Genomic DNA, 20,758 nt, shown 5'->3' on the forward strand with positions numbered 1-20,758 from the left:
ATACAGAACCCGGCGCTCACGAATGAGCCCCACGCATGTCCACCATATAAAACGCGGCCAAAAAAGCTGCATAAGGTGACGCTATACGACCGTACCGAAGCGGGCTACCAAACCCGATCACTAATTTGCAGTGACCGGCAAACGATATAGCCCGCCCCATAGCCGTGTAAGCCGGCGGATTCTGGCGTAGGCGTAGGTAATGGCGCAAGGAGTTGTAGCCGTTATGGAGTAACGGCTCGTGTAGTTTAAACGCGGCCATCCGATGATGTTTAAGTGCTGGGATCACCTCTGACAGGCTGGTTGGTTTGATGTCGTTTGAACGAGAGCTTTCGCGAGCAGGCTCGCTCCCACATTTGGACCGGGTACATCAGTGGGGGATTGGTCGGCTCGGAGGTCGCCATCGCTGGCAAGCCAGCTCCCACAGGGATTGAGTCCAGCCGGTAGATAATCGTCGGTTGTCAGGGCGTCATCGCGAGCAGGCTCACTCCTACAGTTGGATTGGGTACATCCGTAAGAAACAGGTCGGCTGTCAGACCGCCTTCGCGAGCAAGCTCGCTCACAAAAGCAAAGCAGCGCAGCTGCCCGCGGCGAAGCCGCACCACTCAACAATGAGCGTTAGCTCGAGTGCTTTTGATCTTGACTCATCGGCGACGTCGGAAGGCTGAGTGGAGGGATTGATCCGGGCGTGGGAGCGCAGCGACCGTACGACGCAGTCGTACACAGCGGAAGGAGGTGCAGCGAAGCAAACCGTAGCCGCTGCGCCCGGATCGATCCCGGAGCGAAGGGACCCGAGCCTGCGAGGGCCGAACGTAGGAGCAAGCGTTTTTTTGCTTACTTTTTTTAGGCGTTTGTAAAAAAGTGAGTCGCCGTCAGGCGAAACCGTAAGCGGCCGTTACCGCAGCAACGGATATGCCCTCAAGAGCCAAGATCAAAAGCGCCCCCCTCACTCCAACCCTCTCCCTCCAAGGGGGCGAGGGGGAAAGGGGGCAGATCTTCATGCAACGCAAAATCCCGACCCGGCTCAAATTCAGTTGCGGAGAAATTCAGCCACCTTCTGCGCAGCACCCGCCAAATGACCCGAATGCGTAAACCCGGAAGCCTTGAGCGGCTTCAAATCATGATCCCCAGCCACCATCCAGACCACAGAAATACTCGCCGACAACGAATACGCTTCAACCGCCTCACGATTGCCGAGAGCATCCCGCTCACCTTGCACAATCAGCGTCCGCGTGCGCAGCGAAGCCAAATGCTCAACCCGCGGCTTCTCCGGCTTCCCCACCGCATAAAACGGATACCCCAGACACACCAGCGCATCCACCCCCAACTCATCCGCGAGCAAACTGGCCATCCGCCCGCCCATCGATTTCCCGCCAACCGCCAAAACCCCAGCGACATGACGCCGCACAAGCGCAAACACCTCCCGCCAGCATTGCAAAAGTTTCGGCGCCGGATTCGGCGGACGTTTAACCCCATCCACCCGCCCCTGCGCCATATACGGAAACTCAAACCGCAACACATTGACCCCAAGCCCGGCAAGGCGCCCAGCCATGTCGTTCATCCAGTCGCTATCCATCGGCGCACCAGCACCGTGAGCAAGGATCAGAGTCGCCGAAGCCTCACCAACAGCGGCATCCCAAAGCCACCCATGATCACGCACACACTGCGCCCATTGATCCCCGTCAATACTGGCCTTGTGCTGTTTGTCCATGCTTGCCTCGCTTTTAGTCTGCCTATAACTCCAGGCGAAGGATTCGCGCGGTTTGCGCGCGCTCACTTCGGCTGAACCGTGGATGGGGAACCATGAACACTTCTATCAGTACCGCCTACAACTACAAGGTGGTCCGCCAATTCGCCATTATGACGGTGGTGTGGGGCATCGTCGGCATGGGCCTCGGGGTTTTTCTCGCGGCGCAATTGGTCTGGCCGCAACTCAACTTCGATTTGCCCTGGACCAGTTTCGGCCGCCTGCGCCCGCTGCACACCAACGCGGTGATCTTCGCCTTCGGTGGCTGCGCGCTGTTCGCCAGTTCGTTCTACTCGGTGCAACGCACCTGCCAGACGCAACTGTTTGCACCGAAAATCGCCGCGTTCTGTTTCTGGGGCTGGCAACTGGTGATCCTGCTGGCGGCCATCAGCCTGCCGCTGGGTTACACCAGTTCCAAGGAATACGCCGAGCTGGAATGGCCGATCGACATCCTGATCACCATCGTCTGGGTCGCCTACGCAATCGTGTTCTTCGGCACGATCATGCAGCGCAAGACCAGGCACATCTATGTCGGTAACTGGTTCTTCGGCGGTTTCATCATCACCGTGGCGATTCTGCACATCGTCAACAATCTTGAGCTGCCGGTAAGTTTCACCAAGTCCTATTCGCTGTACGCCGGTGCAACCGACGCGATGGTGCAGTGGTGGTACGGCCACAACGCCGTGGGCTTTTTCCTCACCGCAGGCTTCCTCGGCATGATGTATTACTTCGTACCGAAACAGGCCGAGCGCCCGGTGTATTCGTATCGCCTGTCGATCGTGCACTTCTGGGCGTTGATCACCCTGTACATCTGGGCCGGCCCGCACCACTTGCACTACACCGCGCTGCCGGACTGGGCGCAGTCGCTGGGCATGGTGATGTCGCTGATTCTGCTGGCGCCGAGCTGGGGCGGCATGATCAACGGCATGATGACCCTGTCGGGTGCCTGGCATAAATTGCGCAGCGATCCGATCCTGCGCTTCCTCGTGGTGTCGCTGGCGTTCTACGGCATGTCGACCTTCGAAGGGCCGATGATGGCCATCAAGACTGTCAACGCCCTCTCCCACTACACCGACTGGACCATCGGCCACGTTCACGCCGGCGCGCTCGGCTGGGTGGCGATGATCTCGATCGGCGCGCTGTACCACATGATCCCGAAAATCTTCGGCAAGGCGCAGATGCATAGCATCGGTTTGATCAACGCGCACTTCTGGCTCGCGACCATCGGCACCGTGCTTTACATCGCGTCGATGTGGGTCAACGGCATCGCCCAGGGCCTGATGTGGCGCGCAGTGAACGAGGACGGCACGCTGACCTATTCCTTCGTCGAAACCCTGGTGGCCAGCCATCCGGGCTTTGTCGTGCGCCTGATCGGCGGGGCGATTTTCCTGAGCGGCATGTTGCTGATGGCTTACAACACCTGGCGCACCGTGCGGGCCTCGCAGCCTGCCGACGTCGTCGCTGCCGCGCAGATGGCCTGAGGAGTCCGCCATGAAACACGAAACCATTGAAAAGAACGTCGGCCTTTTGATGCTGCTGATGGTGTTCGCCGTGAGCATCGGCGGCCTGACCCAGATCGTCCCGCTGTTCTTCCAGGACGTCACCAACAAACCGGTGGAAGGCATGAAACCCTACACCGCGCTGCAACTGGAAGGCCGCGACATCTATATCCGCGAAGGCTGCGTCGGTTGCCATTCGCAGATGATCCGCCCGTTCCGCGCCGAAACCGAGCGCTATGGGCACTACTCTGTGGCCGGTGAGAGCGTCTGGGATCACCCGTTCCTGTGGGGTTCGAAACGTACCGGGCCGGACCTGGCGCGGGTCGGCGCGCGCTACTCGGATGACTGGCACCGCGCGCATTTGTACAACCCACGCAACGTTGTGCCGGAGTCGAAGATGCCAGCCTACCCGTGGCTGGTCACGCAAGCGGTCGACAGCAGCCACACCGAAACCAAGCTGAAAACCATGCGCACCCTCGGCGTGCCGTACACCGACGACGACATCAGTGGCGCGGTCGCCAGCCTCAAGGGCAAAACCGAAATGGACGCCCTCGTCGCCTACCTGCAAGTGCTCGGCACTGCGATCAAGAGCAAGAGGTGAGCCATGGTCATTGAAATGAGCACTGGCCTGATACGCGGCCTCGGCACGGTCGTGGTGTTCGTCGCCTTCGTTGGCCTGACATTGTGGGTATTCAACCGCAAGCGCACGCCGGAGTTTGCCGAAGCACGCTTGCTGCCGTTCGCCGACGAACCACTACCCGAAACACCTTCAGCCCCTGAAACAAGGAGTACCCGGCCATGACCACCTTCTGGAGTACGTGGATCTGCGTGCTGACCATTGGCAGCCTGATCGGCCTGACCTGGCTGCTGATCGGCACCCGCCGGGGCGAGACCAAAGGCAGCGTCGACCAGACCATGGGCCACAGCTTCGACGGCATCGAGGAGTACGACAACCCGCTGCCGCAGTGGTGGTTCATGCTGTTCGCCGGCACGCTGGTGTTTGCTGTGGGCTATCTGATCCTGTATCCGGGACTGGGTAACTGGAAAGGCATCCTGCCCGGTTACGAGGATGGCTGGACCGGCGCGCACGAGTGGGAAAAGGAAATGAACAAGGCCGACGCTCGCTTCGGGCCGATCTTCGCCAGGTTCGCGGCGATGCCGCTGGAAGAAGTGGCCAAGGATCCACAGGCGCTGAAAATGGGCGGCCGTCTGTTCGCCTCCAACTGCTCGGTGTGCCACGGCTCGGATGCCAAAGGCGCGTTCGGCTTCCCTAACCTCGCCGACAGCGACTGGCGCTGGGGCGGCGACGCCGAAACCATCAAGACCACCATCATGGGTGGGCGGATGGCAGCGATGCCAGCCTGGGGCGAAGTACTCGGTGAGGCCGGAGTGAAAAACGTTGCAGCCTACGTGCGCCACGAACTGGCCGGCCTGCCGCTACCCGCCGACAGCAAGGCGGATCTGCAGGCCGGGCAGCAGGCATTCAGCACGACTTGCGTCGCCTGCCATGGCGCCACCGGCCAAGGCACTGCGGCGATGGGCGCGCCGAACCTGACGCACCCGGCCGGCTTCATCTATGGCACCAGTCTGACCCAATTGGAACAGACCATTCGCCACGGTCGACAAGGACACATGCCAGCGCAGAACGAGCTGCTGGGCAACGATAAAGTACAATTGCTTGCCGCTTATGTGTACAGCCTTTCTAGAAATAATGAGCAATTGAGCGACAAGCTTCAAGCTGAAAGCTCCAAGTAAAAGCGACATCCCTGTATACAAATCTGCAGGCGACTTGTACCCACTTGTCGCTTGCAGCTTGCAGCTCGTAGCTGCTTCTTTTTGTCGCACCCCTCACACCCTCTCCTTTCGGAACCCCGGATTCGGGTCTACGCTTCATCGAAGCGGACCGGCTCGTTGCGGTCGCAGATCGATTTTGCGCGATGCGTTCGATGAACCGGCAGACGGATTCGCCGCCAACGCCAATGGATACCGGCTGTTGCGCCGATAGCCCTTCATCGTCCCGAATACGACGCAGGAACAGACGCCGTCGGCAGCGATCCGGACCACGCAGATTTTTCGTCCACTGCGACATTTTGTCAGAGGCCATTTTTGACCTTACGCGGCACATGGAAAGGCCGCAGAATCAGCGTTGGAAAGCATTGACTCAGGTCATGGCGCGTTGCAATGACCCCCTGCTTTATACATACTTGCGGCCGATTTTATCCCTATAAAAATACCCAAACCGTGGAACCTTAGAATGAGCACAGCAATCAGTCCGACTGCTTATAACTATAAGGTAGTCCGCCAGTTCGCCATCATGACGGTGGTCTGGGGGATCCTTGGCATGGGGCTCGGTGTCTTCATCGCCTCGCAACTGGTCTGGCCGGAACTGAACTTCGGTCTGCCGTGGACGAGCTTTGGACGCTTGCGCCCGTTGCACACAAACCTAGTGATTTTCGCCTTCGGTGGTTGTGCACTGTTCGCCACTTCCTACTATGTCGTGCAGCGAACCTGCCAGACGCGACTGATTTCCGACAGCCTCGCGGCCTTCACCTTCTGGGGCTGGCAAGCGGTGATCGTCGGCGCCATCATCACCTTGCCGCTGGGTTACACCACCACCAAGGAATACGCCGAGCTGGAATGGCCGATCGCGATTCTGCTGGCGATTGTCTGGGTCACCTACGGTCTGGTGTTCTTCGGCACCATCACCAAACGCAAAACCAAGCACATCTATGTCGGTAACTGGTTCTACGGCGCGTTCATTGTCGTGACCGCGATGCTGCACATCGTCAACCACATGTCGCTGCCGGTCAGCCTGTTCAAGTCGTATTCGGCCTACTCGGGCGCCACCGATGCAATGATCCAGTGGTGGTACGGCCACAACGCCGTGGGCTTTTTCCTGACCACCGGTTTTCTCGGGATGATGTACTACTTCGTGCCGAAACAGGCCGAACGCCCGATCTACTCCTATCGCCTGTCGATCGTGCACTTCTGGGCGCTGATCACCCTGTACATCTGGGCCGGCCCCCACCACCTGCACTACACCGCCCTGCCGGACTGGGCGCAGTCGCTGGGCATGGCAATGTCGATCATCCTGCTGGCGCCGAGCTGGGGCGGCATGATCAACGGCATGATGACCCTCTCGGGCGCCTGGCATAAGTTGCGCACCGACCCGATCCTGCGTTTCCTCGTGGTCTCGCTGGCGTTCTACGGCATGTCGACCTTCGAAGGGCCGATGATGGCGATCAAGACCGTCAACTCGCTCTCGCACTACACCGACTGGACCATCGGCCACGTACACGCCGGTGCTCTCGGCTGGGTAGCCATGATTTCGATCGGCGCGATCTACCACATGATTCCGAAGCTGTTCGGCCGTGCGCAGATGCACAGCACCGGCCTGATCAACGCGCACTTCTGGCTCGCCACTATTGGCACCGTGCTGTACATCGCTTCGATGTGGGTCAACGGCATCACCCAGGGCCTGATGTGGCGTGCAATCAATGATGACGGCACCCTCACCTACTCGTTCGTCGAAGCGCTGCAGGCCAGCCACCCGGGCTTCATCGTCCGTGCGCTGGGCGGGGCGTTCTTTGCCAGCGGCATGTTGCTGATGGCGTACAACGTGTACCGCACCGTCCGTGCGTCGGACCCGGTTGAAGCCGAAGCCGCCGCCAAGATTGCCGTCGTTGGAGCTCACTGATGAAGCATGAAGCTGTCGAGAAGAATATTGGCCTGCTGGCCTTCTTCATGGTCATCGCCGTCAGCGTCGGTGGCTTGACTCAAATTGTTCCGCTGTTCTTCCAGGACGTTACCAACAAGCCGGTCGAGGGCATGAAGCCACGCTCGGCGCTGGAACTGGAAGGCCGCGACGTCTACATCGCCAACGGTTGTGTCGGCTGCCACTCGCAGATGATCCGCCCGTTCCGCGCTGAAACCGAACGCTACGGGCACTATTCGGTTGCCGGTGAAAGCGTCTGGGACCACCCGTTCCTGTGGGGTTCCAAACGTACCGGTCCGGACCTGGCCCGTGTCGGCGGTCGTTACTCCGATGACTGGCAACGTGCGCACTTGTACAACCCGCGCAACGTGGTGCCCGAGTCGAAAATGCCGGCTTACCCGTTCCTCGTGGAAAACAAGCTCGACGGCAAGGAAACCGCGAAGAAAATGGAAGTGTTGCGCACCCTCGGCGTTCCTTACACCGACGAAGACATCGCCGGTGCACAGGATGCCGTGAAGGGCAAAACCGAAATGGACGCGCTGGTGGCCTATCTGCAAGGCCTGGGCACCATCATCAAAAGCAAACGGTGAATCTGATGGATATCGGGATGATTCGCGGCCTGGGCACCGTTGTCGTGATGGTGGCCTTTATCGGTCTGGCATTGTGGGTGTTCAGCCCCAAGCGCAAGTCGGAGTTTGAAGACGCGACCTTGCTGCCTTTTGCGGATGATCCCGAAGCCATCAAGCACGTCGAGCAAGCTTCTAGGAGTAACAAAGAATGACTACATTCTGGAGTCTGTACGTCACAGTCCTCAGTCTCGGTACGATCTTCGCCCTGACCTGGCTGTTGCTGTCGACCCGCAAGGGCCAGCGCAGCGAACAGACGGACGAGACGGTCGGCCACTCCTTCGACGGGATCGAGGAGTACGACAACCCGCTGCCGAAATGGTGGTTCATGCTGTTCGTCGGCACCATCATTTTCGCCTTGGGCTACCTGGTGCTGTATCCGGGTCTGGGCAACTGGAAAGGTCTGCTGCCGGGCTACAACTATCTGGATAACGAAAAGCAGACCGCGTTCGCCAACGGCCAGACCGGCTGGACCGGCGTGCACGAATGGGAAAAGGAAATGGCCCGTTCGGACGCCCGCTTCGGTCCGATCTTCGCCAAGTTCGCAGCGATGCCGATCGAAGAAGTCGCCAAGGACCCGCAAGCATTGAAAATGGGCGGTCGCCTGTTTGCCTCCAACTGCTCGGTGTGCCACGGCTCCGACGCCAAGGGTGCCTATGGCTTCCCTAACCTGACCGACGCCGACTGGCGCTGGGGCGGCGAGCCAGAAACCATCAAGACCACCATCATGGGCGGTCGCCACGCGGTGATGCCGGCGTGGGCGGAAGTCATCGGCGAGCAAGGCGTGGCCGACGTGGCGGCGTTTGTCGTGACCAACCTCGACGGGCGCAAACTGCCGGAAGGCACCAAGGCCGATCCGGCCAACGGGCAGAAACTGTTCGCGGCCAACTGCGTGGCCTGCCACGGTCCTGCAGGTAAAGGCACCCCGGCCATGGGCGCGCCTGACCTGACCCATCCGGGCGCATTCATCTACGGCTCGAGCTTCGCGCAACTGCAGCAGACCATCCGTTACGGCCGCCAGGGCCAGATGCCGGCGCAGGAACAACTGCAGGGCAACGACAAGGTGCACCTGCTGGCGGCGTATGTTTATAGCTTGTCCCACGGTGAAAAAGCACCCGAGGCGAACGCCGAGTAAGGCCAACGCTTCAAACACAAAGGCCCCGCCAATTTCGATTGGCGGGGCCTTTTTTCATGCTGGCATTTACGCTTTGAGACGTTTTGTTGATAGACCCCTGCTGCGGTGCGCTGTAATTTTTTTAACCCCGGTGAGCCGCACCGGGAGAATCTTCAAGGAAGAGGTCCGCATGTCAGAAAACAATCAGAGCACACCGCAGCAACCGGTTCAGCCCTGCGCACGCAAGGCATCGAGCCTGGCGCCCGCCCCTATAGAAAGGCCACTCGACACCTCTTGCGCCCCAGGTAACGCTGGCGGGCTGGACGGCCTGGGGGTGGCAGGCTGCCTTGACAGGCTATGAAAAACCAATCGATCCTAAACATTTTGCGCCTGTATTCAACAGGGCGCTTCCAGGGTGCCTTATGAAAATGACAACTCAATCGCCTGCCATACGTCTTTCTGATTGCTTGACAACACCCGGAGTAGTAACGTTTCTACACCAAAATATCCGGAAGCCGAGCATGACGATCACGACCATGTCCAGCCGCGAATTCAACCAGGATACGAGCGGTGCGAAAAAAGCTGCGAATCATGGACCCGTTTTCATTACTGACCGCGGCAAACCTGCGCATGTATTGCTAAGCATCGAGCAATACCAAAAACTGACCAGCACCCAAGCCAGCATTGTCGATCTGCTCGTCATGCCGGACCCACCTGAAGTCGATTTCGAGCCACAACGCGCAATCATCACGGCTCGCAAAGTGGATCTGCCCTGATGTTTCTGCTCGATACAAACGTGGTATCCGAGTTAAGAAAACCTCGCGGTGACAAACAGGTCATTGAGTGGGCAAACAGCATTGCCCCCGCCAATTTGTATTTATCCGCCATTACTGTGCTGGAGCTGGAAATCGGGATATTGCGCGTCGAGCGACGTGATCCGGCACAGGGTGCCCAACTGCGCAGCTGGCTTGAGCGTCACGTCAAACCAGCGTTCTCGGGAAGAATCCTGCCAGTCGATAGTTCCGTGGCTACCCGATGCGCACAGCTGCATGTGCCTGATCGCAGCAATGAATGCGACGCCTTGATCGCTGCTACCGCACTTGTGCATGGTCTGACGGTGGTCACTCGTAACGTTGTCGATTTTCAGCCAAGCGGCGTTTCTGTGCTCAATCCATGGCGCACTGGAAATAGCTGAACGCCTGACAGCCCTGCCATTCACTGGCAGGGCTTTTTTCCATTTACTGCTTCTTATCGAACATCCACCGTCGCGATCAGCTTACGGCTCGGCCAGTTGTTGGCATTGACCTGATGCACGTCCATGGTCTTGCGATCTGCGGCGAATTCAGCGATCAGATAGGTCTGATTCGACGCGCCGCCACTCAGATACACCGGAACACTGCCGAAACTGCTCGAATTGCGGTAGTAGCCGCCAGGATCGGTATGCAAGTGTCCTGCGAACACTGCGGTCACGGCGTACTTCTCGATCATCATACGAAATCGCTCCATTTGCTCACGCGTGCCGGCCCAGCGATCAGGCTTGTGCATGTTGAGAATAATGATCTGATTTTTGTCACGCGCCACTTTCAGATCTTTTTCCAGCCAGTCCAGCGAATCGGAAATCTCGTAATCGGTTTTGAACAGTGGAAACCCGGAAGAAAACCGCACTGAATAAGTCGGTTCGTTATTCAACTGCACCAGATGTACGTCACCATAATCTTTGGAATAGGCGAGACTGCCGTAAAAGGTTTTCCGGCCGCCGTCATCCCTCAGTGCCAGATCAAAGTTATCGACCTTACCCCAATAGCGGTCTTTCAAGTCCGATATGCTGCCGGCCGCACAATTATTCTCGGGAAAAGCGCAATCGTTGATGTTGTTCTGGTAGTCGTGATTGCCCAGACCGTAGTCGTAGTTGCCACCCAGTTGTCGATCGAGAATTTCCTGCACTGTCGAGCGTTCCGAGCCATGGCCAAAAGCGGTCATGTCACCATTGATCATCACCGGAATTCGCTCCGGGTATCGATGAAAGTTGCGTCGAAAATTAGCCACATCCGAGTACTGGGTTTCAATCAGCCAGCGCGAGCGCTTGTCACGGTCTGATGCGGTCTCCTTCCAACCGAAATCAGAACTCTCGGTCCACGGAAATTGTGGGTCGGAAGTAAAAATCAAATACTGGGGAGAATATTCACTGTCTTGTCCGTAAGCGGAGGTCGCCAATAGAAAAACCCATAGCGAGCACGCACCCAGAAACTTTTTATAAAACATGGGAGATCCCTCTCATTAAACTTTAACCGTCCACCATTGAACGGCGATTAAAGCTACCGCATTCGGGCAATTGAGACATATCAAACATTAATAACCTTTATTTCAAGCAACAGCCGGGTGCGCAACTTACGAAAGAACTTAAAGACAACTGAAAAAGATTCACCGCTACATGTATTTCTAGAAATAGCCGCCGATTAATCGCTTTCACACAGAACCGCAGGCTGCGCCGATGATTGACTCAAGGCGCTGTTCTGCTGCGGCAACACAGAGAATGCAAGCAACACCCTTCGTCTATAGTCAATTGATCTGCATCAGCCTTTCCTGCAATCGCTACACCATTCAGGTTTTTTACCCAACGCGACCAAAGGTCGCACCCTTGAGCCAGAGCGACAGGCGTATCATCGCGCCACTGCAACAGCCCTTTTTGACCTTGGTTGGCACGTATCGACCAAGGCATTTTTCCACTGCCGTGGGATGCAATGATGAGCAACCAGATTCCGGTACACGACGTCACACCACCGAGCAAAAACCCGAACAACAGCGTCGACCTTTACGCCTCACGCGAAAAAATCTACACCCGCGCCTTCACCGGCCTGTTCCGCAATCTGCGGATGCTCGGCGGTGCGGCGCTGTTCCTGTTGTATTTCGGTACGGTGTGGCTGAACTGGGGCGGTCATCAGGCCGTGTGGTGGAACCTGCCGGAGCGCAAGTTCTTCATTTTTGGCGCGACGTTCTGGCCGCAGGACTTCATCTTGCTGTCGGGCCTGTTGATCATTGCCGCGTTTGGCCTGTTTTTCATCACCGTGTATGCCGGGCGAGTCTGGTGCGGTTACACCTGTCCGCAAAGTGTGTGGACATGGATTTTCATGTGGTGCGAAAAGGTCACCGAAGGCGACCGCAACCAGCGCATCAAACTCGACAAGGCGCCAATGAGCGCCAACAAGTTTCTGCGCAAAGCGGCCAAGCACGCGCTGTGGCTATTGATTGGTTTTGTCACCGGCATGACCTTCGTCGGTTACTTCTCGCCGATCCGCGAACTGGTCATTGAGTTCTTCACTGGCCAGGCCGATGGCTGGTCGTACTTCTGGGTCGGTTTCTTCACCCTCGCCACTTATGGCAACGCCGGCTGGTTGCGCGAGCAGGTGTGCATCTACATGTGTCCGTATGCGCGCTTTCAGAGCGTGATGTTCGACAAGGACACGCTGATCGTTTCCTACGACCCGCGCCGTGGCGAAAGCCGTGGCCCACGTAAAAAAGGCATCGACTACAAGGCGCTGGGGCTGGGCGACTGCATCGACTGCACGATGTGCGTGCAGGTCTGCCCGACCGGCATCGACATTCGCGACGGCCTGCAGATCGAGTGCATTGGTTGCGCTGCCTGTATCGACGCCTGCGACAGCATCATGGACAAGATGGATTACCCGCGCGGGCTGATCAGCTACACCACCGAACACAACCTGTCCGGGCAGAAAACCCATAAACTGCGGCCACGCCTGATTGGTTATGCCGTGGTGTTGCTGGCGATGATCAGCCTGCTGGTCGCGGCCTTCTTCATGCGCTCTCTGGTCGGTTTCGACGTCAGCAAGGACCGTGTGCTGTACCGGGAAAACGCCGAAGGCCGGATCGAAAACGTCTACAGCCTGAAAATCATGAACAAGGACCAGCGCGATCACACCTATGTGCTGCAAGCCGAAGGTCTGCCGGACCTGCGTCTGCAAGGCAAGCGCGAGATCAAGGTGGCTGCCGGCGATATCGTCAGCATGCCGGTCGAGTTGTCGAGCGCACCGGAACAACTGCCATCGAGCACCAATGAGGTGAAATTCATCCTCAAGGATGCCGATGACAACAGCGTCCACATTGAAGCCAAGAGCCGATTCATCGGCCCGCAAATTCGTTGAGAGAACTGCATATGTCTGCCGCAAACGCTGCAAGTCCCTGGTACAAGCACCTCTGGCCGTGGATCATCATCGGCATTCTGGCCTGCTCGGTGGCGCTGACCCTGTCGATGGTGACGATTGCGGTGAACAACCCGGACAATCTGGTCAACGACAACTATTACGAGGCGGGCAAAGGCATCAACCGTTCGCTGGACCGTGAACTGCTGGCGCAAACCCTGAAAATGCGCGCGGCGGTGCATCTGGACGATGTCACCGGTGAAGTCGACTTGCGCTTGAGCGGTGACAGTCAGCCGAACACGCTGGAATTGAATCTGATCTCGCCGACGCAACCCGAGAAGGATCGCAAGATTGTCCTGACTCGCAGCGAGAGCGAGACCGGGCGTTACATCGGTCAGTTGAATGACAAGGTTGAAGGTCGGCGGTTTGTCGAGTTGCTGGGTAGTCAGGATGAACATGTGTGGCGCATGTTCGAGGAAGAACTGGTCAGCCATGACAAGGAACTGCTGCTGGGCGATGAGCCGTTGCAGGGTGCGGAAGATCTGAAAAAGTGAGTCAAGGTCCAAAGCCCCTCACCCTAACCCTCTCCCAGAGGGAGAGGGGACTGATCTTCAGCGCCTCAGGGTTTTGCGCATGACCATAGCAATGTCGGCGACTGACACCGCTTTGATCGTTCCCACGCTCCAGCGTGGGAACGCAGCCAGGGACGCTCTGCGTCCCAGCCGAAGCGGACGCGGAGCGCCCGGGGAGGCATTCCCACGCCGAGCGTGGGAACGATCATCGGAACGCGCATCGTGACCACCCCACTCCCCTGCTACCACTGCGCCCTGCCCGTCCCGTCCGGCAGCCGCTTCACCGCCGTCGTCCTCGGGCAATCGCGCGAATTCTGCTGCCCGGGCTGTCAGGCCGTGGCCGAGGCGATCGTTGCCGGCGGGCTGGAAAGCTATTACCACCACCGCAGCGAAGCCTCGGCCAACCCCGAAGCCCTGCCGGTGCAATTGACCGACGAACTGGCGCTGTACGACCGCGCTGACGTCCAGCAACCGTTCGTGCGCCACGAAGGCGAGCTGGCCGAAACCACGCTGTTGATGGAAGGCATCAGTTGCGCCGCCTGCGGCTGGCTGATCGAGAAACATCTGCGCACCCTGCCTGCGGTTGCCGAAGCGCGACTGAACCTGTCCAACCATCGCCTGCACGTGCGCTGGTCCGACGCGCAGTTACCGCTGAGCCAGATCCTCGCCGAACTGCGCCACATCGGCTACGCCGCCCACCCGTATCAGGCCGACCGCGCCAGCGAACAACTGGCCAGCGAAAACCGCCGTGCCCTGCGCCAGCTCGGCGTCGCCGGGCTGCTGTGGTTCCAGGCGATGATGGCGACCATGGCGACGTGGCCGGAATTCAACATCGACCTCAGCCCGGAACTGCACACGATCCTGCGCTGGGTCGCGCTGTTTCTGACCACGCCAATCGTGTTCTACAGCTGCGCACCGTTTTTCAAAGGGGCGATGCGCGATCTGCGCACACGCCACCTGACCATGGACGTGTCGGTTTCGCTGGCGATCGGCAGTGCTTACATCGCCGGAATCTGGACGGCAATCACTGGCGTCGGCGAGTTGTATTTCGATGCGGTCGGCATGTTCGCGCTATTCCTGCTCGCCGGTCGCTATCTGGAACGGCGCGCCCGCGAGCGCACCGCGGCCGCCACCGCGCAACTGGTCAACCTGCTGCCGGCCTCCTGTTTGCGGCTGGATGCCAACGGTCAGAGCGAGCGCATCCTGCTCAGCGAACTGCGCGTCGGCGAGCGGATTCTGGTGCAGCCCGGCTCGGTGCTGCCGGCGGACGGCAAGATCATCGACGGCCAGTCAAGCATCGACGAATCGCTGCTGACCGGCGAATACCTGCCGCAACCGCGCACGCTGGGCGATGCTGTAACCGCCGGCACGCTGAATGTCGAAGGCGTACTGACTGTGGAAGTTCAGGCGCTGGGCCACGACACGCGCCTGTCAGCGATCGTGCGCCTGCTCGACCGCGCCCAGGCCGAGAAACCGCGACTGGCAGAAATCGCCGACCGCGCCGCGCAATGGTTCCTGCTGTTGTCGCTGATCGCCGCTGCCGCCATCGGCCTGCTGTGGTGGCAACTGGATGCGTCGCGAGCGTTCTGGATCGTCCTCGCCATGCTGGTCGCGACCTGCCCTTGCGCACTGTCGCTGGCGACGCCGACCGCCCTCACCGCCGCCACCGGCACCTTGCACAAACTCGGCTTGCTGCTGACGCGCGGGCATGTACTGGAAGGTCTGAACCAGATCGACACGGTGATTTTTGACAAGACCGGTACCCTCACCGAAGGCCGCCTGGTGCTGCGCTCGATCCGACCGCTCGGCGCACTCGACAGCGAGCAGTGTCTGAGCCTCGCCGCCGCCCTGGAGAACCGTTCCGAACACCCGATCGCCCGCGCTTTCGGCCGTGCGCCCCTGGCCGCTGATGAAGTACACAGCACGCCGGGGCTAGGCCTTGAAGGCTCGGTGGCCGGGCAGCGCTTGCGCATTGGTCAGGCAGACTTCGTTTGCGCGCTGAGCGGTGCGAGCGTCCCGGCGATGCCGAATGAGGCAGGCCAATGGTTGCTGCTCGGTGACGAAAACGCTCCGCTGGCGTGGCTGGTGCTCGACGATCGCCTGCGCGACGATGCACCCGCCCTGCTCGCCGCGTGCAAGGCGCGCGGCTGGCGCACGCTGCTACTGTCCGGCGACAGCTCGCCAATGGTCGCCAGCGTCGCCGCCGAACTGGGTATTGATGAGGCACGCGGCAGTTTGCGCCCGGACGACAAGCTGCAAGTGCTGCAACAACTGCACAGAGAAGGACGCAAAGTGCTGATGCTCGGCGACGGCGTCAACGATGTGCCGGTGCTGGCGGCGGCCGACATCAGTGTAGCCATGGGCTCGGCCACCGATCTGGCGAAAACCAGTGCCGATGCGGTGTTGCTGTCGAACCGCCTCGACGCGCTGGTGCAAGCCTTCACACTGGCACGCCGTACGCGTCGGGTAATCATCGAAAACCTGCTGTGGGCGGCGCTGTACAATGGCCTCATGTTGCCGTTTGCCGCCCTCGGCTGGATCACTCCGGTGTGGGCTGCGGTCGGCATGTCGATCAGTTCGCTGACCGTGGTGCTCAATGCCCTGCGCCTGACTCGCCTGCCGGGTGCGCCGCACACCAGCACCCGTTCAGAAACCCGCCCGCTACCGGCCTGAGCCGCGCGAGCCCGGAGTACCGATGCCAGCTCTCTACGTGATGATTCCCGCTGCACTGCTGATCGTGGCCATCGCCGTGTACATCTTCTTCTGGGCGGTGGACAGCGGCCAGTACGACGACCTCGACGGCCCGGCGCACAGCATCCTGTTCGACGATCAGGACCCGAACCACACCGCCGCCGTAGACGAGATCAACGCGAACAAACCGGACGACAAGGCGCCACCGCATGCTTGAACTGGCGCCACTGCTGGTATCCGCCCTGATTCTTGGCTTGCTGGGTGGCGGCCACTGCCTGGGCATGTGCGGCGGCCTGATGGGCGCACTGACCCTGGCGATTCCCAAGGAGCAGCGCAGCCGGCGCTTTCGTTTGCTGCTGGCGTACAACCTCGGGCGGATTCTCAGCTACGCCACAGCCGGCCTGCTCATCGGCCTCGCCGGCTGGGCGGTCGCCAACAGCCCGGCGGCGCTGTTCATGCGCGTGCTGGCCGGGTTGCTGCTGATCGCCATGGGCTTGTATCTCGCCGGTTGGTGGAGCGGGCTGACGCGCATTGAGTCGCTCGGGCGTGGGTTGTGGCGCTTCATTCAGCCCGTCGCCAATCGCTTGCTGCCGGTGTCGAGTCTGCCACGCGCCTTGCTGCTCGGCGCGCTGTGGGGCTGGCTGCCGTGCGGGCTGGTTTACAGCACGTTGCTGTGGTCGGCGAGCCAAGGCAATGCACTGGACAGTGCCCTGCTGATGCTCGCATTTGGCCTGGGCACCTGGCCGGTGTTGCTGGCGACCGGGCTGGCGGCGGAACGGGTGACCGCGATCCTGCGCAAGCGCAGTGTGCGCATGGCCGGTGGGTTGCTGGTCATTCTGTTTGGTATATGGACCCTTCCCGGCCCGCATCAGCATTGGCTTATGGGCCATTGATCGGCGGTGCGGCCTTCGCGAGCAGGCTCGCTCACTGATCTAGTGAACACTGCAAATCCCTTGTGGGAGCGAGCCTGCTCGCGAAGAGGCCCGCACAAACAATACAAATCCCCCCTGTTGATGCAAATCAAGATGCCCCGCAGCCCCCTCCCCTAGACTCGCCCACACTGCCAGCCTATCCGGGGGAATGCCCGCATGCTCGACGCCATTCGTTGGGACACCGATTTGATCCGCCGCTATGACCTGGCGGGGCCGCGCTACACCTCGTATCCGACCGCCGTGCAATTTCACGGTCAGGTCGGCACCTTCGATCTGTTCCATGCCCTGCGCGACAGCCGCAAAGCTCAGCGCCCATTATCGCTGTACGTGCATGTGCCGTTCTGCGCGAACATTTGCTACTACTGCGCGTGCAACAAGGTCATCACCAAGGACCGCGGACGCGCCGCGCCGTACCTGCAACGGCTGGAGCAGGAAATCCAGCTGATCGCCTGCCACCTTGACCCGGCCCAGAAAGTCGAGCAATTGCACTTTGGCGGCGGCACGCCGACCTTTCTCAGCCACGACGAACTGCGGCAACTGATGGCGCACCTGCGCAAGCATTTCAATCTGCTCGATGATGATTCCGGTGATTACGGTATTGAGATCGACCCACGCGAGGCCGACTGGTCGACCATGGGCCTGCTGCGCGAGCTGGGCTTCAACCGCGTCAGCATCGGCCTGCAAGACCTCGATCCGGCCGTGCAGCGCGCCGTCAATCGCCTGCAAAGCCTGGAAGAAACCCGCGCGGTGATCGACGCCGCGCGCACCCTGCAATTTCGCTCGATCAACATCGACCTGATCTACGGCCTGCCCAAACAGACCCCGGACAACTTCGCGCGCACCGTCGAGGAAGTGATCAGCCTGCAGCCGGATCGGCTCTCGGTGTTCAACTACGCGCATCTGCCGGAACGCTTCATGCCGCAACGGCGGATCAATAGCCACGAACTGCCAGCGCCGGCGCAAAAGCTGGAAATGCTTGAACGCACCATTCAACAGCTCACCGCCGCCGGCTATCGCTACATCGGCATGGACCACTTCGCCCTGCCCGACGATGAACTGGCGATCGCTCAGGAAGAACAGACCCTGCAACGCAACTTCCAGGGCTACACCACCCACGGCCATTGCGACCTGATTGGCCTGGGCGTTTCGGCGATCAGCCAGATCGGTGACCTGTACTGCCAGAACACCAGCGATCTCAACCAATACCAAAACACCTTGGCGAGCGCGCAGCTGGCAACCAGCCGTGGCCTGGTGTGCAACGCCGACGATCGCTTGCGCCGCGAAGTGATTCAGCAACTGATCTGCAACTTCAGCCTGGAATTCGCCGACATCGAGCAACGTTTCAACATCGACTTTGAGGGCTATTTCGCTGAACTGTGGCCGCAACTGCAAGGCATGGCCAACGATGGCCTGATTGAACTGGATCGCGAGCGGATCAGTGTGTCGCCGGCCGGGCGTCTGCTGGTGCGCTCGGTGTGCATGGTGTTCGACGCATACCTGCAACAACAGAATCGTCAGCGCTTTTCACGGGTGATCTAGTTTTTGGTGAGCAAGGCGCCGACCTTGAGGTTCTGGTCCGGTGTCATCGCCGACTGGCCCATGACTTTGGACAGGGCCAGGTTGGCGGTGACCACGCCGCTGTTCAGCGCGGCAATGGCCCCGCGCAGGGCGGCAAGCTTGTTGATCCGTTCTTCGTTGGACAGGCTCTTGTCAGCCATGACCTTGTTCATTTGCGCCTTCTTCTCGGCAATCTGTTTTTGCAACTTGCGGATCATCTTCAGCAACTGCTGGATGTTTTCCGGCAGACCGCTGTTGTCGATATCACTGTTTTCACCGCCGACAGTGGCGGCCCTGGCGATCGACGCACCGGACAGCGACACTTTGACGCCCTCGACCAAGGTCGGGGTTGTGCTGTTCAACGCGTCAGCGTCGCGCTCGTTGGCGACGTCGTTGCTGGCGACCTCCGGCAATGCCGGAACGCCGCTGTTACCGGGGCCTAGCGTGCCAATGGCAGTCATCGGATCCTTCCTTTCATGCGGTCTGATACCTGTTTATCGGCCGCTTTGGGTAGGGCTTTATGTCTGAAGGACAACATCGCCATGCGCTGGCCTGAAGGTCCTTCGGTGAGTTACCCTTACGTCTTATGTGTGTTTTCCCACAAGGATTGAAGAAATGTCCGAGCCAGTCAAACTGCGCGCTCACACCCAGGCCCATTGCAAGGATTGCAGCCTGGCCCCGCTGTGTCTGCCACTCTCGTTGAATCTGGAAGACATGGACGCGCTGGACGAAATCGTTAAACGCGGTCGCCCGCTGAAAAAGGGTGAATTCCTGTTCCGCCAGGGCGACACGTTCGATTCCGTTTATGCAGTACGCTCCGGCGCCCTCAAGACGTTCAGCCTTAGCGACAGCGGCGAAGAGCAATTGACCGGCTTCCACCTGCCGAGCGAACTGGTCGGCCTGTCCGGCATGGACACCGAGAAACATCCGGTGTCGGCCCAGGCACTGGAGACTACCTCGGTCTGCGAAATCCCCTTCGAACGTCTCGACGAACTGGCCCTGCAACTGCCACAGCTGCGCCGTCAGTTGATGCGCGTGATGAGCCGGGAAATCCGCGACGACCAGCAAATGATGTTGCTGCTGTCGAAGAAAACCGCTGACGAGCGCATCGCGACGTTTCTGGTCAACCTGTCCGCACGTTTCCGCGCCCGCGGATTCTCGGCCAACCAGTTCCGCCTGAGCATGTCGCGCAATGAAATCGGTAACTATCTGGGCCTGGCGGTGGAAACCGTGTCGCGGGTGTTCACGCGTTTCCAGCAGAACGAACTGATCGCCGCCGAGGGCAAGGAAATTCACATCCTCGACCCTATCCAGCTGTGCGCGCTGGCCGGTGGCTCGATCGAAGGCTAAGAAGGCCGATCACGACCCGCGGTTGAGCGAATCGTTTCAGCCGCGAGTATACTGCGCCGTTTGCAGCCCTGCCAGGACACCTCGACGATGGTCTTCGACTCCTTCGACATCAAATCCCTAATCCGCCCTGTGATCGACTTCCCGAAACCGGGCGTGATCTTTCGCGACATCACCCCGCTGTTCCAGTCGCCGACGGCGCTGCGCCTGGTGATGGACAGCTTCGCCCACCGCTATGTCGAAGCCGACTTCACCCACATCGGTGCGATGGATGCCCGTGGTTTCCTGATCGGATCGGTATTGGCCTATCAGTTGAACAAGCCGCTGGTGCTGTTCCGCAAGCAAGGCAAACTGCCGGCGGACGTGCTCGCCGAAGGTTACGCCACCGAGTACGGCGAGGCGTTTCTGGAAGTGCATGCCGACAGCCTGTGCGAAGGCGACTCGGTGGTGATGTTCGATGACCTGATCGCCACCGGCGGCACGCTGATCGCCGCCGCCAACCTGATCCGCCGCATGGGTGCGCGCGTGCATGAAGCCGCAGCGATTATCGACCTGCCCGAGCTACAAGGCTCGCAGCGCCTGCAGGACATGGGCATTCCGACGTTCTGCCTGACGCAGTTTGCCTTGACCGATAAGTAGCAGCGCTTGTACTGACGCTATCGCTGGCAAGCCAGCTCCCACAGTGATTTCGGTCGTTCACAAATATTGTGTATGCACCCAAAACATGTGGGAGCTGGCTTGCCAGCGATGAGGCCAGCAGCTTGTGATAGGGACGCGGAGCGTCCCGGGCTGCATTCCTTTGCT

Annotated in this window: 21 protein-coding genes; 18 read left to right on the forward strand and 3 right to left on the reverse strand. The window is 59.8% G+C overall.

Going from position 1 to position 20,758, the window contains the following annotated elements; all coding sequences use genetic code 11:
* Positions 1–1,027 precede the first annotated feature (1,027 nt).
* On the reverse strand, positions 1,028–1,708 hold the full coding sequence (locus tag M0746_RS15770; RefSeq protein WP_258449851.1) for an alpha/beta family hydrolase: 681 nt from the start codon (positions 1,706–1,708) through the stop codon (positions 1,028–1,030).
* 92 nt (positions 1,709–1,800) lie between these two features.
* Here M0746_RS15770 and ccoN (M0746_RS15775) point away from each other — a divergent pair, with 92 nt between their 5' ends.
* The 10 genes from ccoN (M0746_RS15775) to M0746_RS15820 all read left to right on the forward strand — a co-directional run bounded on the left by ccoN (M0746_RS15775) (position 1,801) and on the right by M0746_RS15820 (position 9,893).
* Positions 1,801–3,225: a cytochrome-c oxidase, cbb3-type subunit I gene (gene ccoN / locus M0746_RS15775; RefSeq protein WP_090282592.1), complete on the forward strand. Its 1,425-nt coding sequence runs from the start codon at positions 1,801–1,803 to the stop codon at positions 3,223–3,225.
* A gap of 10 nt (positions 3,226–3,235) precedes the next feature.
* Positions 3,236–3,844, forward strand: a complete 609-nt coding sequence (gene ccoO / locus M0746_RS15780; RefSeq protein ID WP_090282591.1) for a cytochrome-c oxidase, cbb3-type subunit II — start codon at positions 3,236–3,238, stop codon at positions 3,842–3,844.
* Positions 3,845–3,847: 3 nt separating this feature from the next.
* Positions 3,848–4,045 carry a cbb3-type cytochrome oxidase subunit 3 gene (locus tag M0746_RS15785; protein WP_258449852.1) on the forward strand — a complete coding sequence of 66 codons (198 nt, stop codon included), beginning with the start codon at positions 3,848–3,850 and terminating at the stop codon, positions 4,043–4,045.
* Positions 4,042–4,998 carry a cytochrome-c oxidase, cbb3-type subunit III gene (gene ccoP / locus M0746_RS15790; protein ID WP_258449853.1) on the forward strand — a complete coding sequence of 319 codons (957 nt, stop codon included), beginning with the start codon at positions 4,042–4,044 and terminating at the stop codon, positions 4,996–4,998. Before M0746_RS15785 ends, ccoP (M0746_RS15790) begins: the two co-directional genes overlap by 4 nt.
* A 499-nt stretch (positions 4,999–5,497) precedes the next feature.
* On the forward strand, positions 5,498–6,940 hold the full coding sequence (gene ccoN, locus M0746_RS15795; RefSeq protein ID WP_024012334.1) for a cytochrome-c oxidase, cbb3-type subunit I: 1,443 nt from the start codon (positions 5,498–5,500) through the stop codon (positions 6,938–6,940).
* Positions 6,940–7,548, forward strand: a complete 609-nt coding sequence (gene ccoO / locus M0746_RS15800) for a cytochrome-c oxidase, cbb3-type subunit II (RefSeq protein ID WP_007917161.1) — start codon at positions 6,940–6,942, stop codon at positions 7,546–7,548. The genes ccoN (M0746_RS15795) and ccoO (M0746_RS15800) overlap by 1 nt, the downstream gene beginning before the upstream one ends.
* A gap of 5 nt (positions 7,549–7,553) precedes the next feature.
* Positions 7,554–7,739, forward strand: a complete 186-nt coding sequence (locus M0746_RS15805; protein WP_003175465.1) for a CcoQ/FixQ family Cbb3-type cytochrome c oxidase assembly chaperone — start codon at positions 7,554–7,556, stop codon at positions 7,737–7,739.
* Positions 7,736–8,719 carry a cytochrome-c oxidase, cbb3-type subunit III gene (gene ccoP, locus M0746_RS15810; RefSeq protein WP_101157381.1) on the forward strand — a complete coding sequence of 328 codons (984 nt, stop codon included), beginning with the start codon at positions 7,736–7,738 and terminating at the stop codon, positions 8,717–8,719. The genes M0746_RS15805 and ccoP (M0746_RS15810) overlap by 4 nt, the downstream gene beginning before the upstream one ends.
* Before the next feature lie 500 nt (positions 8,720–9,219).
* Positions 9,220–9,474, forward strand: coding sequence for a type II toxin-antitoxin system Phd/YefM family antitoxin (locus tag M0746_RS15815; protein WP_258449854.1), 255 nt, complete (start codon positions 9,220–9,222; stop codon positions 9,472–9,474).
* A complete protein-coding gene (locus M0746_RS15820; RefSeq protein ID WP_258449855.1) occupies positions 9,474–9,893 on the forward strand; it encodes a type II toxin-antitoxin system VapC family toxin in 420 nt (139 codons plus the stop codon). Before M0746_RS15815 ends, M0746_RS15820 begins: the two co-directional genes overlap by 1 nt.
* A gap of 53 nt (positions 9,894–9,946) precedes the next feature.
* On the opposite strand, the gene M0746_RS15825 is transcribed toward M0746_RS15820, so the two are convergent.
* Positions 9,947–10,960 (reverse strand): metallophosphoesterase family protein, encoded by a 1,014-nt coding sequence (locus tag M0746_RS15825; protein WP_258449856.1) that lies wholly within the window; start codon positions 10,958–10,960, stop codon positions 9,947–9,949.
* Between the two features lie 482 nt (positions 10,961–11,442).
* Between M0746_RS15825 and ccoG the strand changes: the two genes are divergently transcribed.
* From ccoG to hemN, 6 genes are all read left to right on the forward strand, one after another.
* The gene (gene ccoG, locus M0746_RS15830) at positions 11,443–12,858 is read left to right on the forward strand and encodes a cytochrome c oxidase accessory protein CcoG (RefSeq protein WP_258449857.1); all 1,416 of its coding nucleotides are present in this window, start codon (positions 11,443–11,445) and stop codon (positions 12,856–12,858) included.
* 11 nt (positions 12,859–12,869) lie between these two features.
* Positions 12,870–13,409, forward strand: coding sequence for a FixH family protein (locus tag M0746_RS15835; protein WP_258449858.1), 540 nt, complete (start codon positions 12,870–12,872; stop codon positions 13,407–13,409).
* 240 nt (positions 13,410–13,649) lie between these two features.
* Positions 13,650–16,100 (forward strand): heavy metal translocating P-type ATPase, encoded by a 2,451-nt coding sequence (locus M0746_RS15840; protein ID WP_258449859.1) that lies wholly within the window; start codon positions 13,650–13,652, stop codon positions 16,098–16,100.
* A gap of 22 nt (positions 16,101–16,122) precedes the next feature.
* Positions 16,123–16,335: a cbb3-type cytochrome oxidase assembly protein CcoS gene (gene ccoS, locus M0746_RS15845; protein ID WP_258449860.1), complete on the forward strand. Its 213-nt coding sequence runs from the start codon at positions 16,123–16,125 to the stop codon at positions 16,333–16,335.
* A complete protein-coding gene (locus tag M0746_RS15850; RefSeq protein ID WP_258449861.1) occupies positions 16,328–17,011 on the forward strand; it encodes a sulfite exporter TauE/SafE family protein in 684 nt (227 codons plus the stop codon). Before ccoS ends, M0746_RS15850 begins: the two co-directional genes overlap by 8 nt.
* 195 nt (positions 17,012–17,206) lie before the next feature.
* Positions 17,207–18,589 carry an oxygen-independent coproporphyrinogen III oxidase gene (gene hemN, locus M0746_RS15855; RefSeq protein ID WP_258449862.1) on the forward strand — a complete coding sequence of 461 codons (1,383 nt, stop codon included), beginning with the start codon at positions 17,207–17,209 and terminating at the stop codon, positions 18,587–18,589.
* On the opposite strand, the gene M0746_RS15860 is transcribed toward hemN, so the two are convergent.
* The gene (locus M0746_RS15860; RefSeq protein ID WP_258449863.1) at positions 18,586–19,068 is read right to left on the reverse strand and encodes a hypothetical protein; all 483 of its coding nucleotides are present in this window, start codon (positions 19,066–19,068) and stop codon (positions 18,586–18,588) included. The genes hemN and M0746_RS15860 overlap by 4 nt on opposite strands.
* Before the next feature lie 154 nt (positions 19,069–19,222).
* On the opposite strand from M0746_RS15860, the gene fnr reads away from it, so the two are divergent.
* Both fnr and M0746_RS15870 read left to right on the forward strand, forming a co-directional pair.
* Positions 19,223–19,957: a fumarate/nitrate reduction transcriptional regulator Fnr gene (gene fnr / locus M0746_RS15865; protein WP_090282580.1), complete on the forward strand. Its 735-nt coding sequence runs from the start codon at positions 19,223–19,225 to the stop codon at positions 19,955–19,957.
* A gap of 87 nt (positions 19,958–20,044) precedes the next feature.
* Complete coding sequence (locus M0746_RS15870) at positions 20,045–20,593, forward strand: adenine phosphoribosyltransferase (protein WP_024012326.1); 549 nt, start codon at positions 20,045–20,047, stop codon at positions 20,591–20,593.
* Positions 20,594–20,758: the final 165 nt, after the last annotated feature.

The sequence above is a fragment of the Pseudomonas sp. S11P7 genome (assembly GCF_023195435.1).
Classification (GTDB): domain Bacteria; phylum Pseudomonadota; class Gammaproteobacteria; order Pseudomonadales; family Pseudomonadaceae; genus Aquipseudomonas; species Aquipseudomonas fluorescens_G.

Coding starts and splice junctions, on each gene's coding strand:
- M0746_RS15825 (WP_258449856.1), bottom strand. CDS start 10,960: ATGTTTTATAAAAAGTTTCTGGGTGCGTGCTCGCTATGGGTTTTTCTA.
- M0746_RS15835 (WP_258449858.1), top strand. CDS start 12,870: ATGTCTGCCGCAAACGCTGCAAGTCCCTGGTACAAGCACCTCTGGCCG.
- M0746_RS15785 (WP_258449852.1), top strand. CDS start 3,848: ATGGTCATTGAAATGAGCACTGGCCTGATACGCGGCCTCGGCACGGTC.
- M0746_RS15870 (WP_024012326.1), top strand. CDS start 20,045: ATGGTCTTCGACTCCTTCGACATCAAATCCCTAATCCGCCCTGTGATC.
- M0746_RS15860 (WP_258449863.1), bottom strand. CDS start 19,068: ATGACTGCCATTGGCACGCTAGGCCCCGGTAACAGCGGCGTTCCGGCA.
- hemN (WP_258449862.1), top strand. CDS start 17,207: ATGCTCGACGCCATTCGTTGGGACACCGATTTGATCCGCCGCTATGAC.
- M0746_RS15820 (WP_258449855.1), top strand. CDS start 9,474: ATGTTTCTGCTCGATACAAACGTGGTATCCGAGTTAAGAAAACCTCGC.
- ccoN (WP_024012334.1), top strand. CDS start 5,498: ATGAGCACAGCAATCAGTCCGACTGCTTATAACTATAAGGTAGTCCGC.
- M0746_RS15815 (WP_258449854.1), top strand. CDS start 9,220: ATGACGATCACGACCATGTCCAGCCGCGAATTCAACCAGGATACGAGC.
- ccoN (WP_090282592.1), top strand. CDS start 1,801: ATGAACACTTCTATCAGTACCGCCTACAACTACAAGGTGGTCCGCCAA.
- M0746_RS15770 (WP_258449851.1), bottom strand. CDS start 1,708: ATGGACAAACAGCACAAGGCCAGTATTGACGGGGATCAATGGGCGCAG.
- fnr (WP_090282580.1), top strand. CDS start 19,223: ATGTCCGAGCCAGTCAAACTGCGCGCTCACACCCAGGCCCATTGCAAG.
- ccoS (WP_258449860.1), top strand. CDS start 16,123: ATGCCAGCTCTCTACGTGATGATTCCCGCTGCACTGCTGATCGTGGCC.
- M0746_RS15805 (WP_003175465.1), top strand. CDS start 7,554: ATGGATATCGGGATGATTCGCGGCCTGGGCACCGTTGTCGTGATGGTG.
- ccoP (WP_101157381.1), top strand. CDS start 7,736: ATGACTACATTCTGGAGTCTGTACGTCACAGTCCTCAGTCTCGGTACG.
- ccoO (WP_007917161.1), top strand. CDS start 6,940: ATGAAGCATGAAGCTGTCGAGAAGAATATTGGCCTGCTGGCCTTCTTC.
- ccoP (WP_258449853.1), top strand. CDS start 4,042: ATGACCACCTTCTGGAGTACGTGGATCTGCGTGCTGACCATTGGCAGC.
- ccoO (WP_090282591.1), top strand. CDS start 3,236: ATGAAACACGAAACCATTGAAAAGAACGTCGGCCTTTTGATGCTGCTG.
- M0746_RS15850 (WP_258449861.1), top strand. CDS start 16,328: ATGCTTGAACTGGCGCCACTGCTGGTATCCGCCCTGATTCTTGGCTTG.
- ccoG (WP_258449857.1), top strand. CDS start 11,443: ATGAGCAACCAGATTCCGGTACACGACGTCACACCACCGAGCAAAAAC.